16 protein-coding genes are annotated in these 15,391 nt (G+C 49.7%); 3 read left to right on the forward strand and 13 right to left on the reverse strand.

Going from position 1 to position 15,391, the window contains the following annotated elements:
• Positions 1-2: 2 nt before the first annotated feature.
• From L2713_RS07540 to L2713_RS07550, 3 genes are all read right to left on the reverse strand, one after another.
• On the reverse strand, positions 3-440 hold the full coding sequence (locus L2713_RS07540) for a universal stress protein (RefSeq protein ID WP_248967468.1): 438 nt from the start codon (positions 438-440) through the stop codon (positions 3-5).
• A 174-nt stretch (positions 441-614) separates the two neighbouring features.
• On the reverse strand, positions 615-1,046 hold the full coding sequence (locus L2713_RS07545) for a universal stress protein (RefSeq protein ID WP_248967469.1): 432 nt from the start codon (positions 1,044-1,046) through the stop codon (positions 615-617).
• A gap of 19 nt (positions 1,047-1,065) precedes the next feature.
• Positions 1,066-1,464: a SpoIIAA family protein gene (locus L2713_RS07550; protein WP_248967470.1), complete on the reverse strand. Its 399-nt coding sequence runs from the start codon at positions 1,462-1,464 to the stop codon at positions 1,066-1,068.
• Positions 1,465-1,661: 197 nt separating this feature from the next.
• Here L2713_RS07550 and L2713_RS07555 point away from each other — a divergent pair, with 197 nt between their 5' ends.
• On the forward strand, positions 1,662-3,086 hold the full coding sequence (locus L2713_RS07555) for a coniferyl aldehyde dehydrogenase (protein WP_248967471.1): 1,425 nt from the start codon (positions 1,662-1,664) through the stop codon (positions 3,084-3,086).
• A gap of 21 nt (positions 3,087-3,107) precedes the next feature.
• On the forward strand, positions 3,108-3,716 hold the full coding sequence (locus L2713_RS07560) for a TetR/AcrR family transcriptional regulator (protein WP_089067117.1): 609 nt from the start codon (positions 3,108-3,110) through the stop codon (positions 3,714-3,716).
• A gap of 58 nt (positions 3,717-3,774) precedes the next feature.
• Here the strand turns inward: L2713_RS07560 and L2713_RS07565 are convergent, their stop codons facing one another.
• The 10 genes from L2713_RS07565 to L2713_RS07610 form a co-directional block, all read right to left on the reverse strand.
• Positions 3,775-4,581, reverse strand: coding sequence for a CsgG/HfaB family protein (locus L2713_RS07565; protein WP_248967472.1), 807 nt, complete (start codon positions 4,579-4,581; stop codon positions 3,775-3,777).
• On the reverse strand, positions 4,581-4,976 hold the full coding sequence (locus tag L2713_RS07570; RefSeq protein ID WP_088210325.1) for a curli assembly protein CsgF: 396 nt from the start codon (positions 4,974-4,976) through the stop codon (positions 4,581-4,583). The genes L2713_RS07565 and L2713_RS07570 overlap by 1 nt, the downstream gene beginning before the upstream one ends.
• A gap of 10 nt (positions 4,977-4,986) precedes the next feature.
• Positions 4,987-5,397 (reverse strand): curli production assembly/transport protein CsgE, encoded by a 411-nt coding sequence (locus L2713_RS07575; protein WP_088210324.1) that lies wholly within the window; start codon positions 5,395-5,397, stop codon positions 4,987-4,989.
• A gap of 232 nt (positions 5,398-5,629) precedes the next feature.
• Positions 5,630-7,297 (reverse strand): sensor histidine kinase, encoded by a 1,668-nt coding sequence (locus tag L2713_RS07580; RefSeq protein ID WP_248967473.1) that lies wholly within the window; start codon positions 7,295-7,297, stop codon positions 5,630-5,632.
• A gap of 41 nt (positions 7,298-7,338) precedes the next feature.
• Positions 7,339-8,793: a sigma-54-dependent transcriptional regulator gene (locus L2713_RS07585; RefSeq protein WP_248967474.1), complete on the reverse strand. Its 1,455-nt coding sequence runs from the start codon at positions 8,791-8,793 to the stop codon at positions 7,339-7,341.
• A gap of 96 nt (positions 8,794-8,889) precedes the next feature.
• Positions 8,890-10,089, reverse strand: coding sequence for an ABC transporter permease (locus L2713_RS07590; RefSeq protein WP_248967475.1), 1,200 nt, complete (start codon positions 10,087-10,089; stop codon positions 8,890-8,892).
• A gap of 11 nt (positions 10,090-10,100) precedes the next feature.
• On the reverse strand, positions 10,101-11,405 hold the full coding sequence (locus L2713_RS07595) for an ABC transporter permease (protein WP_248967476.1): 1,305 nt from the start codon (positions 11,403-11,405) through the stop codon (positions 10,101-10,103).
• Positions 11,406-11,413: 8 nt separating this feature from the next.
• Positions 11,414-12,154, reverse strand: coding sequence for an ABC transporter ATP-binding protein (locus L2713_RS07600; RefSeq protein ID WP_248967477.1), 741 nt, complete (start codon positions 12,152-12,154; stop codon positions 11,414-11,416).
• Between the two features lie 100 nt (positions 12,155-12,254).
• Positions 12,255-12,530, reverse strand: coding sequence for a hypothetical protein (locus L2713_RS07605; protein ID WP_041408976.1), 276 nt, complete (start codon positions 12,528-12,530; stop codon positions 12,255-12,257).
• Positions 12,531-12,625: 95 nt separating this feature from the next.
• Positions 12,626-13,888: an efflux RND transporter periplasmic adaptor subunit gene (locus tag L2713_RS07610; protein ID WP_248967478.1), complete on the reverse strand. Its 1,263-nt coding sequence runs from the start codon at positions 13,886-13,888 to the stop codon at positions 12,626-12,628.
• Positions 13,889-14,258: 370 nt separating this feature from the next.
• Between L2713_RS07610 and pyrC the strand changes: the two genes are divergently transcribed.
• A complete protein-coding gene (gene pyrC / locus L2713_RS07615) occupies positions 14,259-15,290 on the forward strand; it encodes a dihydroorotase (protein ID WP_248967479.1) in 1,032 nt (343 codons plus the stop codon).
• Positions 15,291-15,391: the final 101 nt, after the last annotated feature.

The raw sequence follows: 15,391 nt of genomic DNA on the forward strand, positions 1-15,391 counted from the left end.
TTTTACTTAACCACTAATACTGGGCATTTTGCCAGTCTCACCACATCTTGGCTCACATGGGGTTTTAAAAAGTCAGCCAAGCCGCTGCTACCGTGACTGGCGAGAACCACCATACCTACATCGGCTGCTTCAGCGAGGATTTCTTCGCTCGCATCGCCGTGGCGAACAATGCATTTGATATTCAGGCCAGGCTTTAATCCTTGCTGCATCTCCAGCTGTAGGCTCTGCATTTTTTCATCGACAAATTCCGCCAGCTTTTGCTCCAATGCCGCTGGAGTCTCCACGGCTACACCGTAAAAATGGGCGCTTCGTGCGGGGCTAACGACATGTAGCAAGCGGATATCCACCTGATAAAGATTCGCCATTTCAACCGCATATTTAAGAGCATGGGCGGCAGTCGCCGAAAAGTCCGTCGGGCATAACACTTCTTGAGTACGCATAATCTTATCCATCGCTGATTGTTGTTTCGCCCAATATTGGGGGCAAATCGCATTGCTGATAATCTGTATTTTATAGCAGTAAATCGGGACAAGCAGCTAGGGCGTAAAATTAATTATGCTTTAGCAATCAAAAACAAAGGGCGCCTTAGCGCCCTCTTGTACCTAGGTTAAACGCTATTTTACTACCAGTACTGGGCAATCGGCGCCATTGGCAACAGCCTCGGCGACATTGGTGTGTAAAAAGTGCGAGATCCCCGTCCTGCCATGGCTGGCAATTACCACCATGCCCACATCCTTACCGTTCGCCTCTTCGAGGATCTGATCGACGGGATCGCCACGGCGAATTAAGGTCGTGATTGGTAATTCGGTTTTGAGCCCCTCGAGTAAAGCCTGCATCTTAGTTGCGGCGGCTTCTTCCATACTCTTAGCGAGTTCTTCGGGCGTGATCGCTAAGATCATATAGTTTTCGTCACCCAAGGGTTGCTCAACAACGTGTAAAATCTTTAGCCCTACATGGTATAGATTTGCCATTTCAATAGCATAACGTAGCGCATGGGCCGCAGTTTCCGAAAAATCTGTGGGCCAGAGTATTTGACCTGAACGCATAATCTGTTCTCCTTAATGGCTAGTCATCGTGAAGCTCATCTTTGAGCCAAGTAATAGCATCCAGCTTATCGACAAAAAACTTAACCTCTGCCGGAGTAAACCAGTTTGCCAGTTTTGCCATCACCTCCTGTAGCGTCGTTTTACCAACTATGGCAATCCGCTCAAAGTGGCGAACATGCTTAACCCCTAGTTTTAGATCGTCCCAAGCGGCTTGAAGTTCCCAACCATCGAGCTTAGTAACATCGACTAAGGCATAAATATCGGGATCTTTTACCCCAGCTAACGCGGCTTCGAGCACGGGCACCATCACCTCATAGTCATGATGGGTTAAGGTGCCAATCGCTTTAAAGGCAACAAAAAAATCATCGTCACCATAACGCTCAATGCCAACTGAAATACCATGCTTTAACAAAGTCATACCTACTCCTTGTCTAACAAACTACCTTTTAAGTGTAGAAGTTAAGCCCATCACGGGCCGTGATCTTGCTCATAAATGCACCAGAACACTTGCGTATGCTCACGCTGTTCGCTAGGATAAACCGACTAATCAGTCGGTTTGTTTTTATCCACCACAAATCACGTCATCAGCTCAAGACTTGCATCCGAGGAATCACTATGAATATGGCAACAGACCCAGCAAAAATCTCGCCACTCACCGAGTTACTCCAACGCCAACGTGCAAGTTACTTGGCCGCTCCTAATCCCGATTACGCAATCCGTAAAGAACGCTTAATCCGCCTTAAAGCCGCCTTGCTAAAATTCCAACAGCCGCTCGTCGAGGCGCTGTCACAGGACTATGGCCACAGATCGGTCGACGACAGCTTGATTTCCGACATTATGCCCGTGGTCAACAACATCAATTACAGCCTAAAAAACCTGAAGAAATGGCTCAAGCCAAGCCGCCGCCATGCGGGCATCTTACTCGCCCCCGCCCAAGTGAAAGTGCATTATCAACCACTGGGGGTGATTGGGATAATCGTGCCTTGGAACTTCCCCGTCATGCTCTCCATCGGCCCCTTAGTCACGGCTATCGCCGCTGGCAACCATGCCATGCTCAAACTCTCTGAATTCACCCCAGCGACCAATAGCGTCATTAAGCAATTGCTTGCCGAAGTGTTTGAAGAATCCCATGTTGCCGTGGTCGAAGGGGAAGCCGATGTCGCGGCGCAGTTTTCAGCCCTGCCCTTCGATCATCTGCTGTTCACCGGTTCAACCACAGTCGGTCGCCATGTGATGCGCGCCGCCGCCAATAATCTCACACCTGTGACTCTCGAGCTGGGCGGTAAGTCGCCAGTGATTATCGCCCCCGATATGTCACTTGAGATAGCAGTAGAACGAATGATTTATGGTAAGTGTTTGAATGCTGGACAAATCTGTGTAGCACCTGACTATGTGCTTTGTTCTAAGGCGAAAGTGGCAGAGTTTATCCAAGCCTATCAGACGAAATTCCAGGCCATGTATGGCGCCATTACCCACAACAAAGATTACGGCAGCATCATTAACGCCCGCCAGTTTGAGCGCCTGCTAAGCGTGCTTGAGGATGCCAAGGCTAAAGGGGCTAAGGTGATCCCCGCCTCGAATGACGTGATTGATAGCCAGCATCGTAAACTCGCGACTCAGCTCATTACCGACACCACTGAAGATATGCTACTCATGCAAGAGGAAATCTTCGGCCCACTGCTGCCAGTGATTGGTTATGACAGCCTAGATGAGGCCATTAGCTACGTGAACCATCGCGCCCGCCCCTTAGCCCTGTATGTGATGAGCTTTGATGAAGCGAGCCAACAAAAAATCCTCAAGCAAACCCATTCCGGCGGTGTGTGCATCAACGAAACCGTGTTCCATGTAGCCGCCGATGATGCCCCCTTTGGCGGTATAGGTCCATCGGGGATGGGCCATTACCACGGCAAGGAAGGATTCCTCACCTTTAGCCACGCTAAAACCGTGCTCAGCCGAGGTCGCTTCAACACGGGTAAGTTTGTCCACCCTCCCTATGGTACTTTTATCCAACGCATGTTGATGAAGCTGTTTTTACGCTAATAGGGGCACTTAGGAGGGGTTATGCCGAGCTTATTACCAACAGATACAGACACTAAACCCATGACAGATAAACGTCAGGCCATTTTGGAGACCGCCTTACGCTTATTTGTCGACCAAGGGTTTCATGGCACCTCGACCGCATCGATAGCCAAGCAGGCGGGCGTCGCCACGGGCACCCTGTTCCATCATTTTCCGACCAAGGAAGCACTGATGGAAAGCCTGTTTCTTACCATCAAGCAAGAATTTGCCGATGCCTTGTTATTAAAGGTCGGTGAGGGGCAAGATCTTAAACACAATGCCGAAACGCTTTGGCAGAGTGCGATCGATTGGTCGATTGAAAATCCAGTCAAACAGTTGTTTTTCCAGCAGTATTCTATGTCGCCGCAGATAGCAGTGCATATTCGCGAGCAGGCGATGAACAGCATCTTAGGCTTTATCGCGCAATTGATAAAACAGGGGCAACTGATGGGATTGATTGCCCACTATCCCGTTGATTTAATGCTTGAAAACTGTCACGGCCAATACTTGGCCGCCACGCGCTTTTTTATCGATAATCCAGAATTAGGCAAAGATAAGCATTATCGCGATGCCAGCTTTGCGCTGTTTTGGAAGGCGTTACAGTCCGATTAACCATAAAAAAACCGAGCCAGACATGTCGCTGGCTCGGTGCTTGTTATCGCAATGGGAATTAACCTTGGCTCAACTCCTGCTGTCTTTCAGCGGGTGGTGTCACCTGAGCCTGACTCCAATAACCTTGCTTAATGCCCTTATCAATCAACTCGGCGACCGCGAGTTCGATGGCCTGCAGCACGCAAAATTGCACGGGTTCGTTAGTGGTAAAACCGACTTCTGCCTCGGCCAAACGATTCAAACTGGTATAGCGGAACAGGCCTGCACGCATTTCCTGCGAAAGTACCCTTTTACTCGTAGATACAGACATCATCACTTTACCCGTGTGCACATCGACCGCGCGCAGATAGATAGTGACTAAATCCTCACGGTACATTTCCGAGGCGCCGATGCCATAGTATTCCACCCCAGTGCCGCCAGTGCTGGTGTTGGTCTCGTAGCTGATAATGCCACCTTCTAATAGCAATCTCGCCGTCGATAACACCGGAATATCATCGCCCTTGGTGCCATTTTGTTTGTTGCTGATTTTGCGCTCGGTCAGTAGATTTTGCAGGCCCTCACGCTCGACGGGGGTAAACCATTTCGAGTCGAGCAAGGTTTGCATCAACATAGAGGTTGCCCCTTGCGTGACCGCCGTGGAGAAGGAACTCACGTTCGCCTGAGGCTTATACTGGCCCGTTTGGTCGCGAAATGAATACACGGCCACAGGGATAGGAAACTTAGGCCCAGGCTGACTCTGTAATCCCTTCATCACCTCACTCACGGGGTTCACCTGTGCGGGCGTGATATTTAAGTCAGGCTTTGGGATCAAGCTACAGGCTGACATACTCAGCAGCATCAGGGCGATAAAGATGAAACGAGTCATTAGTTTCCGCCTCCGAAGGTTGGCATTTCAATCACTGTCACTTCACCGGTTTCGATATTCGTGATGGTCAGCATCACTCCAGTGCCAGTGGAAGCCACTTCAATACGAAAATCACCGGTATCGTACACGCCATCGGTGATTTCCCCATCGGCCACGCCACGGGTGATAGAGTTGATGATGTTGCGTTCTAAGGATTCCTTAAAGCGGGTAACAAAGTCCTTCTCGGTCGAGCTGGCTTTGTTATCGTTTTGAGCCTGCGCTTTATTCAGCAGAAAGGCGCCATTGAGCGGATTACCGCCAAAGCTGGGATTCACAGGGGTATAGATTAATTCGGTTGCTTGGCTTGTGCATGCCATGCAGAGCACGGCAAGAGAAAGTAACGTCCTGTAAGTCATTATTATTATCCTAAAAGTCGTCCGTTGTTCCTGAAAAATCACCCGTAATGGCATTAGCTCGAACCTGAGCTAAGTAATCAATGGTCAGCAATATGGCCTGCTCTGCGCTTTCCTTAATCGGATTGGCGCGGCGACCAAAGTGCGTGGTATAGATGCGCGTACCGTTGACCTCCAAGGTTAAAACCGTGCCCGCCTGCGGAAACACGGTTTCATACAGGGTCACGTTAAAGCCTTGGGTAAAGGGCAATTCGCGCCAATAACTTGAATAGTAAAAGCCAAAATCTTTACCAAAACGGGTTAAGGTTCTGTCTATGACTAATCCACTGATTTCAATGTCATCATCGGCCAAAACACTGGGGGAACTGACAAACAGCAAGGGACACAAGATGCAGACGAACAACCGCTTTTTTAACGATCTCACTTTCCTCTCCCTGTTGATGAAAGCCACCCATTACGCGATATCCAAAGCCGAACCAAGGACAAGCCCTTAGTCAACATTTTCGCTTACGCAGGGTAACAGGACAGCCGATCTGTCGTCATTAGAGGGAGGGGCAAATTAGCCCGAAAAGCTAAGGTAAAAACCGCAAAATAGCCCATTTGGGTAATACATTCGGCTGAGGAGTGAAACCTCTTGATACACACTTAAAGGCGGTTTATTGCGGCAGCCACAAATGTACCGACAGACCACCGTCGCTGCGATTATGCATGCTAATGCTGCCATCGTGGGCTTCGATAATTTCGCGGCAAAGGGGCAGACCTAACCCCGTGCCCGATTGTTTAGTCGAGTAAAAGGGCAATAGGGCTTGCTCTAACACTTCCTCGGACATACCGCTGCCGCGATCCTCGATTTTGATACTAAAGCCCGCCCCATCCACCATGGTTTGGTAGCGAATCGAGAGCGTGACTTCATCGGGATTGGAACCTGATTCATGGGCATTTTTCAGTAAATTCAGCAGAACCTGCTCCATTTGCCCTTGGTCGAAATAGCCCATCTCTGCGGGTAACTCATTGGCTAAGGTAAAAGGATAATGTTGGGTTAAATGTTCGATAAGCTGCTGCCACGGCACGTCACGTCGCTGCGGTAAAGGCAGTTTAGCAAAGCGCGCATAATTGAAAATAAACTGGCTCAAGTGATTCGTTCGACTCTCTATGGTGTCGAATATCAGCTTAAGCTTGGGATTATCGAGATCTTTCGTCAGTAAACGCCCCGAGTTCACCATGGAGGCGATGGGCGCAACAGAGTTATTCAACTCATGGCTGATAATGCGGATCACCTTCTTCCATACCGCCACTTCCTGACGATTGAGCTCTCGGGTCATCTGCTTGAGCAAGATTAAGTTATGCTGTTGGTTATTCAGTAAAAACTGGCCACGGCTCAGATACCAAGTCTCAGTATCATCCTCACCCATGGTAAACAGGCCGCTCTTTTCTTGCTTAAGTGCCAAGGCAAGCGCTTCGGGTAAGTCTTGCAGCAGCTCATCGAGGCTTAAGCCTTCCATCTTGCCTTTGATATGAAAAAGATGCCGCGCCGCATCGTTGGCATACATGAGTTTTTGGTGATAGTTAAACAGCAGCATCACATTCGGAGAACTTTGAATCACCTTATCCAGCAGCAGTTCCCGCTGGTAAATATATTGCCGCTCTTGGCGCAGCTTAGCCGCCGAATCATTGAATAATTCCGCCAATGCTTTCAGCTGTCCCTCCCCATTTGCCGGAATGCTCACGCTAAAGTCATTGTCGTTAAAGTTGAGTAAACCAACCTCTAAGGCATTGAGACTGCGAGCTAAATGACGAGTAAACCAAGCAACCCCAAGCGCGCAGCTACCACAGGCCAGCAGCAATATCAGCAGCATATCAAATACTGCTGGCATCGACTGAGTGTGTTCCGACAGGCTAAATTCGGCGGGGATCACAGGTTCAACAGGCGCAACCATTGGTGGCGCCTCAATAGGATGGGGGGCGGGACTAAAAAGCCCATCCTTCAAACGATCGAGTTTATAGAGCTTAATCTGCACTTGCTCTTGCTTTAGTTGCTCTAACTTTTGCAACTCGTGTTTGATTTGCTCTGTCTTCAAGCGCTCCTGCAATGAGAGTGCCTTTTGAAATTGCTCAGTATCCTTAATCGTCGATTCGATTGCGGCCACCGCATCTTCGAGCTGCGCCAAATCCAGCTCTGGCACGGTAATATCGGGCAACGTATGGGGAGCATCCTCCACAAGAGAGGAAACTGACGAGCGATAACTCATGGCGCCTAGGGTGAGTAACACACCCAAAGCACAACAAGCTGTTGAATAAATGATTAATTTTGTTCGCAGTAGCACGTTAATTCCCGCCTAATCGCCACCCATTATGCAGCCAATCGTTACTTCTCTAAGCCAAATTTGTCCATGCGGCGATACAAGGCTTGGCGACTCAACCCTAAGGATTTCGCCACGCGCGCAATCACGCCCTTGTGTTGCCTTAAGGCCATTTCAATCTGCTCACGGCTCACATCCGTCGTCTCATTGCTCTCCTGCTCAATCGGTGGATTCGCCATGGATTGCGGTTCAAGTGGCGTGACTAAGGGCCGAGTCTGCCCAAGGGGCGCGACACTCATATGGCTAGCATGATGACTCATTTGATGGCTAGTTTGATGGTGGCCATGCGCGGGCGGTAAACCAAAATCGACTTCGGTTAACACTCGGCTTTTTGCCAACAGCGCCGCACGTTTGCAGGCGTTTTCCAACTCGCGCACATTGCCCGGCCAGCGGTGATTCAACAGGGCTTGCTGCGCTGGTTTACTCAGGCTAAAACCCTCGCCGACAAAATGCTTCACTAAGGGCAAGATATCGTCAATGCGTTGATTCAGCGGCGGTAAGGCCAATTCAATCACATTCAAACGATAGAATAAGTCCTCACGGAAACGCCCCTCGGCAATATCTTGGGCCAGGTCGGCGTTAGTCGCACTGATCACCCTCACCTTCACCTTTAAGGTTTTATGGCTGCCTAAGCGCTCGAATTCCCCGGTTTGTAATACCCGCAGCAATTTCACTTGGCCCGACAGAGGTAAATTGCCAATTTCGTCCAAAAACAGCGTGCCACCATCGGCCGCCTCAAAGCGACCAATACGCGCCTTATTGGCGCCCGTAAAAGCCCCCGCCTCGGCACCAAAGAGTTCAGCTTCGAGTAACTCCATCGGCAAGGCGCCCACATTTACCTTGATAAAAGGTTTGTTTTTTAAAGGGGAATTGGCGTGAATAATATCGGCAAGCTTGTCTTTACCCGCACCATTGGGGCCGGTTATCAACACTGACACATCGGAGCGCGCCAGTTGTAAGGCTAAGTCGATACAGCGCTGCATAGCGCCACTGCCAAACACGATTCCGCAGAGATCCGCATCGGCGATCGCCACCTGACGCTGGGAATTCACCCGTTCGAGCTGCTGGTTTGCACGGGCAAGTTTATGTAACGCAATTAAATTAGTGATACTGTTGAGTAACTTAGCATCATCCCACGGTTTGCCCATATAATCGGCGGCGCCCGCTTTAACTAACTCGACCGCAGTTTCTAGCTGGGTCCATGCCGTCATCAGGATGATCGGCAGATCTTGCTGACGCTCACGCAGGGCATAAAACAACTGTCGCCCTTCTTCACCCGAGGTGGTATCGCGGGTGAAGTTCATATCTTGGATAACCAAATCAACATCTTGGGTTGCCATTAGGCTAAGGGCATCTTCGGGCGTATGACAAGTCAACACCTGATAACCATTGATCTCCAGCATTAAGCCTAAGGCCTGACAGATGGCATGGTTATCGTCGACAATCAGAATAGTGTCCATGTGAGCATGTGCGTCCAGAGTAAAACTATTAACCTTAAAGTAACAAAAAGTGCAATAACATCCTAATGTTATTGCACTTAATGCCCTTCATCCTATTTAAACACTGCGGGTGGCTGTCGCAGGAGAAATCTTAGCGGCCTTGCGAGCTGGCAAGTACACCGCAAGGGTAGTTACCGCAAACAGCCCCGCCACAGTCAGCAATGGATAGACTATCTCCAACATCGGCAGGCTATAGAGACTCATCAATTGCTGGCCGAGCTGAATCGCTAACAGCACACCAATGCCACCGCCGAGCAAGCAGAGCAGATAGTTCTCTACGAGGAAGTAGCTGATAATATCCCGTTTTTTCGCCCCTAACGCGCGGCGAGTGCCGATTTGCTTAGTGCGGCGCTGGATATTAAACATCACCATGCCTGTCACCCCAAGGGATGTGATCAGCAGCAGTAACACCACCATCATGGTCAGTACGGTTGCCATTAACTCATGGTCACGGTACGCCTCGATACGGCGCTCTCCCATGGTCGTAAAACCTTCGACCACGCGGCTCGGATATTCCTTATGCAACAGCTCGGGAATGACTTCCTTGAGGCGGGCCATATCGCTCGACTTAGCTCTCACTAAATAGCGTTTATAGTCAGCGGGATAATTCACCGACAACACTGAGCTAAACTCTAGGTTTTTGTTATCCACCCACGCCGTTTGTAAGCGCTCCAACACCCCTATCACCACAAAGTGCTGCGTGCCCATATATACGCTCTTGCCGAGCGCAGTCTCATTTGGCCACACCTTATCGGCAAAGGCTTTAGTGACGATCATCTTGCCACCATCTTCCAGCAACTCTGTGGTGATCTCCTGGGGATAGAAGTTACGTCCTTCGACTAACTTCAGTCCTAGGGAGTTGATGAAATGCTCATCACTCATATACATGCCCGTATTGGGCGTAGATTTAGCGCGCTCCTCAGGCCCCAGCGTAAAGTTACTCGACCAACCGCCACCGCTCAGGGGAGCCATAGAGGTGGGCGCCACATCGATAACGCCCGGGATCGCACGGATGATCTCTAAATCTCGTTTATCCTGCGCGACTAAATCCGTTGATTTATCAAAATGATAAATACTGAAATCGAAGACTTCGCTTTCAACAACCCCCGAATCCCGCGCCATTAAATTCAGGCGCTCGGCGATGATAAAGCTGGCATTAGCGACGATAGCCACAGATAAAATGATCTGTAATAACAGCAACAAAGGGCCACTTTTACTGCGTAATAAACTGCTGAGAATAGGTTTGATATGTAACATATTGCCCCCGATTATTGGCTCTTAAGATAAACACTAGGGTTAGTCGTACACACACGCCACGCGGGGTAGATGCCAGCCACCACAGCCGCCAAAATCGCGATCAAAGGGGCTATCAACCACATGCTGGTATCGAGGTGAGTTAAAGATGCCTCCAACTGAAACTTCTTCGTCAGCAGCATCAGTGAGCCCCAGGCCCAAGCTAAGCCGAGTAAACCGCCGAATAATCCCATCAAGGACACTTCCACCATATGTTGGGCAAAGATCTGCCCTTGGCTGGCGCCGATGGCTCGGCGCACGCCGATCTCGGGAGCACGGCGTAAAAACTTAGACAGCAATAGACCTAACATATTGACTAAACAAACAATTAAGAAGAGTGCGCTCAGGCCCACCAGCACCTTGTTATCCTCAGGCACCACTTTATTGATGGCTAACCATTGGTCAACATCGGACAACTGCACATCAGCCTTAGGTGAGCTAAAGCGGCCTAATTTCTTTTGTTGTTCAATATATTGGCGTACCCACTGACGGTACTCAGCCACTTGCTCAGGCGTATCCAGTTGCACCCAATATTGCGTCCAATGCTTTTCCGAGGTTAAACGCTGTGCATAGTTGTTGATGCTTTCATAGTTCCAGCCGTTGGTATTACCCCAACTGGCGTACTCCTCAATCGGTGCCAAACTGTAGGGCACAAACAAGGTATCCACATTGCCAAAGGCACCGTTGTTAAGGTCGTAATAGTTTGGACTCGGCTCCCAAGGCTTAAGCACCCCAACCACTTGGTACGGTTTAGCATTGAAATAAATCGTCTTGCCGACACTATTTTGGCCCGCAAATAGGGTCTTATTTAGCTCATCGGTCAACACCACTTCGTAGCGAGCATCTTTATCGACACTGTCATCCCATGCCTGACCGTATTGAAACTCGAGGCCAAACAGTGGGAAAAAGTCGTTATTGGTTACCCTAACCCGAGATTGCAGCACGGGTAAAAAAGCCGGATCTTCGGTTTGCACCGCGCCGCCCGTGCGAAACATGGTGGTTTGCAGGCTCGGAATATCACTCTTGAGTAAGTTCATCCCGTCTTGATAGGTGATCTGTTGATCGAAGCGATCCCAGGCATCAGGCCCTTGGCTCCACAGCTGCACCGCAAACAATTGGCCCGACTTCTCCCCCGCTGGGTTAATCGACATCATTTTGTAGATATTGAGTGTAGTGATGGTGATACCGATGCCGATGGAAATCGCCATGATCATCAATGCCGACAACATGGGCGTTTTTTTGATGCTACGCCAAGCTAAATCTAAATAATAGAAGAACATAACCGCTCCTAGCCTTGGGCGTTAGCAACCAGTTTATCGACACTGCCGTGGCTTGCACTGCGGGCCGCATCGGGTTGATACATGGTAAAGTCGCAGACTTGACCATCGACTATTTGAATATTGCGCTGGGCACGGCGGGCCAGTTCAGGATCGTGGGTCACCATGATGATCGTGGTGCCAGATTGGTTAATATTCTCTAATAATTCCATCACTTGGCGGGCCATTAAGCTGTCGAGGTTACCCGTAGGTTCGTCGGCAAGCAGAAAACGCGGCTCCCCTGCTAAAGCGCGGGCAATCGCCACCCTTTGCTGCTGACCACCGGATAATTGGGTCGGTAAATGCTTCATCCGCGCACCTAAGCCCACTTGCTCTAACGCTTGCTCCACACGGCGTTTACGCTCCTTGGCACTGAAACCACGGTAGCGCAGCGGCACTTCAATGTTTTCCGCGAGGTTAAGATCGGGGATCAAGTTAAAGCCTTGGAAGATAAAGCCAATCTTCTCGTTGCGTACGGCGGCACTCTTGTTATCACTAAGGTTAGAGACATTAATCCCATCTAAAAAATAATCCCCATGGGTGAAGCCTTCGAGCAAGCCTGCGATATTTAAGAAGGTGGTTTTGCCTGATCCCGAAGGGCCAGTTACAGCCACAAACTCGCCTTCATTCACCTCAAGGTTGAAATCCCGCAGCGCGTGGGTTTCCACTAAGTCCGTTTTAAAAACCTTGCTGATATTCTTCATTGATAACATTTTAATTTCCTTGATTAATTTTTATCTTTGCGCGCAAACGGCTTATAAAACGCGCCAGTATTTTCTTTATCTTTAAGCGGTAACGGCTAACACAAAACCATTACCCCGCAAAACGGCCCATCACCAACCCACTCAAGGCATCGAACAACCCATTGAGACAAGCGAATATAAAGCTCACACTTTCCATCGAGACATCACCCACTTGGCGCGCCTCTTCTAAGGGATTCGTCCATTCCAAAATATTTAAACCGAGGAAAAACCAGCTATTGGCCTCACCTATGCCCAGCTCAACCGCCACGACCAGTAGGGCCAAGGCCAGAACACCAAACAATTTGGATGACATCAGCAGACCAAGATCGACGTTTTTAGTACGCATAATGAACTCCTTGTACACCTTAGCCGCAGACTTTTTAGCCAGAGCGGCGTTAATTACATCAATTTGATTAATAAGTAATTTTTGACTATCGGTCATCAATGCATTTTGACCTGTTCGGCATGGTTGAAGGGCTCAACACTGGAGATCACCCATTCGTCACCCGCTTTACCGCCTTCGATCACTTCCACCTGACTCATGCTGGTGCTGCCAAGCTTAATCTCGCGGCGGGTAGCAATATCGCCTTCGACTTGATACACCTCATCGCCGCCACCGCTGGTCATAAAGGTACCGCGTTTAACCATCAACACATTCGCCCTGTGTTCGAGTAAGACTCGGGCGGAGATCCGTTGGTTTTGGCGCAGCTTCAAGCTTTCGCTCTGGACAAACTGCACTCTGGCGGTCACTTCACGGTTACGCACTTCGGGGGAAATCGACGATAACTTGCCCATGAGTTTGACTTCACCGAAGCTCAGTTCGACCTCCATTCCGAGCCCTAACTCGTCGGCGTAGGATTCAGGCACCGCCAACTCGGCCTCATAGGCACTTAAATCGACCACAGTCAGGATGGGCTGATTGGCGCTCAGACGCGTTTTTTGCTCGGTCAACCAGTTACCAATAATGCCGCTCACCGGCGCCTTGATATTTAAGGCGTCGACCTGACGCTCAAGCTCTTTTACCGCCAGACTCTGACGCTCCATTTCCAAGGCCTTGTTTTTCACCTCAAAGGTTAAGGTTTCCTTGGTTAAGGCCACTTCCTGCTCCGCATGCTTAAACTTGAGTTTTGCCTTGTGCAGATCGTCCTTGCCCTTCTCATAGTCGATTTGGCTGATCAGTTTAGATTGGATCAATAAATCCCCGCGACGGCTCTCCCGATCGGCCGCTTCCAAATCGACTGAGGCCATGTCTAAAGTTTGATTGACTTGTAATTGGTTACGTCTGGCATCTAGCTTGGCACGCTCAAGGGCGCTCTCTAATCCCGCCAATAGCGATTTCGCCTGTTCTAATTGATTGGTTAATCTTGGACTATCCAGCTTTGCGACTACATCACCTTTGCTGACGCTATCCCCAGGGTTGCTCAGTAGCGTCACTGTGCCTTCTTCGGTGCTGTAGAGGATTGGCGCATTGGCAGCAACAATTTTACCCGTGGTGGCCACATCTCGAGTGAGCGTGCCAACGTACAAAGTTGCGGTAGTGAGCTCGCTGCGGCTGATGGACTGGCTGACTTTATCGCTACCAAAACTGGCCCACACTAAGGCGCTAACCAGTAAGGTGCAGCCGCCAATCATCAGAGGCAACTTGAGGCGTTTGGCGGTCGATGGCACAAGGACTTTATCTTGGCCGCTGGTATCTTTAATCATGGCGTTTCTCGCTTCCCTGTCGGAGGGCTGGATAGGCCCATCGCTACGGACACTATTAAAAATCGATATCCAGTAATAGCAACGCCTATGCCAATCTCGTTAAAGCATTTATTTTCATGAAGTTAAGTAATATTTAAGATAAAAGTGTCCGCGGACACCTAGGGCTTTATTAGAAAGTGTCCGCAGGTTTTCGCGAAAGTGTCCGCTGAAAAGCGGTTTGTGAACATAGGAGTAAGACGGAGTGCAGGCACTCAACATGCGTTAACACTTTTATTGGTGAAATGGCTGAGTTTCCCTTTACAGCTAAATCCTTGCCACATAAGATCCTGCCACCCTCGCAGCAGAAACATTCAACAAGATGAATCGCCCTATGACAACACTCACTATTACTCGTCCTGACGACTGGCACATTCACCTAAGAGACGGCGCACAATTAAAAGACACGGTTCGCGATATCAGCCGCTATATGGGCCGCGCTATCGTGATGCCTAACCTAGTTCCTCCCGCTATCGATACCGAAACCGCCTTGGCTTATTACGAACGTATCAAGGCGCAAGTGCCAGCGGGCTCGCAATTTGAACCCTTAATGGTGTTGTATCTCACCGACAAAACCAGCCCAGAAGAAATCCGTAAAGCCAAAGCCTCGGGCAAAATCGTTGCCGCTAAACTCTACCCAGCTGGCGCGACCACCAACTCGGATTCTGGCGTGACCGATTTGAAGAACATCTACCCCGCCCTCGAAGCGATGCAGGAAGTGGGCATGTTGTTCCTAGTGCATGGTGAAGTGACTGATTCATCGATTGATATTTTCGACCGCGAGCGCGTGTTTATTGAGAATATCCTCAGCAAGATCGTGGCCGATTTCCCTAAGCTCAAAATCGTTCTCGAGCATATCACCACTAAGGATGCGGTCGATTTCGTGACTCAAGCGTCTGACAATGTGGCCGCCACGATCACCGCACACCACTTGCTCTATAACCGCAACCATATGTTGGCTGGCGGTATTCGTCCGCACTTCTATTGCCTGCCGATTTTAAAGCGCAATACCCACCAGCAAGCGCTGTTAGGCGCCGCGGCCAGTGGCAATAAGAAGTTCTTCCTCGGTACCGACTCAGCGCCACACGCTAAAGATCGTAAAGAAGCCGCCTGTGGCTGCGCGGGTTCTTATACTGCCCATGCGGCCATTGAGCTGTACGCCGAAGCCTTTGAATCGGTCAATGCGCTGGATAAATTAGAAGCCTTTGCCAGCTTCAACGGCCCAGATTTTTACAATCTGCCCCGCAACAGCGATACCATCACCCTAGTGAAAAAATCTTGGGATGTGCCCGTCAGTTACCCACTTGGCGACAACAACGTTGTGCCAATTCGCGCTGGCGAACAAATCGATTGGCAGGTCGAATAAACGGGCCTTTTGACGCGATAAACGGCTATCTAAATCTGCCGTTTATCGAGATCTAAACCGTTAAGAGTCGCCTTAGGGCGACTTTTTTATAACCAGCAAAT

It is taken from the genome of Shewanella seohaensis (assembly GCF_023283775.1).
GTDB classification, from domain to species: Bacteria; Pseudomonadota; Gammaproteobacteria; order Enterobacterales; family Shewanellaceae; genus Shewanella; species Shewanella seohaensis.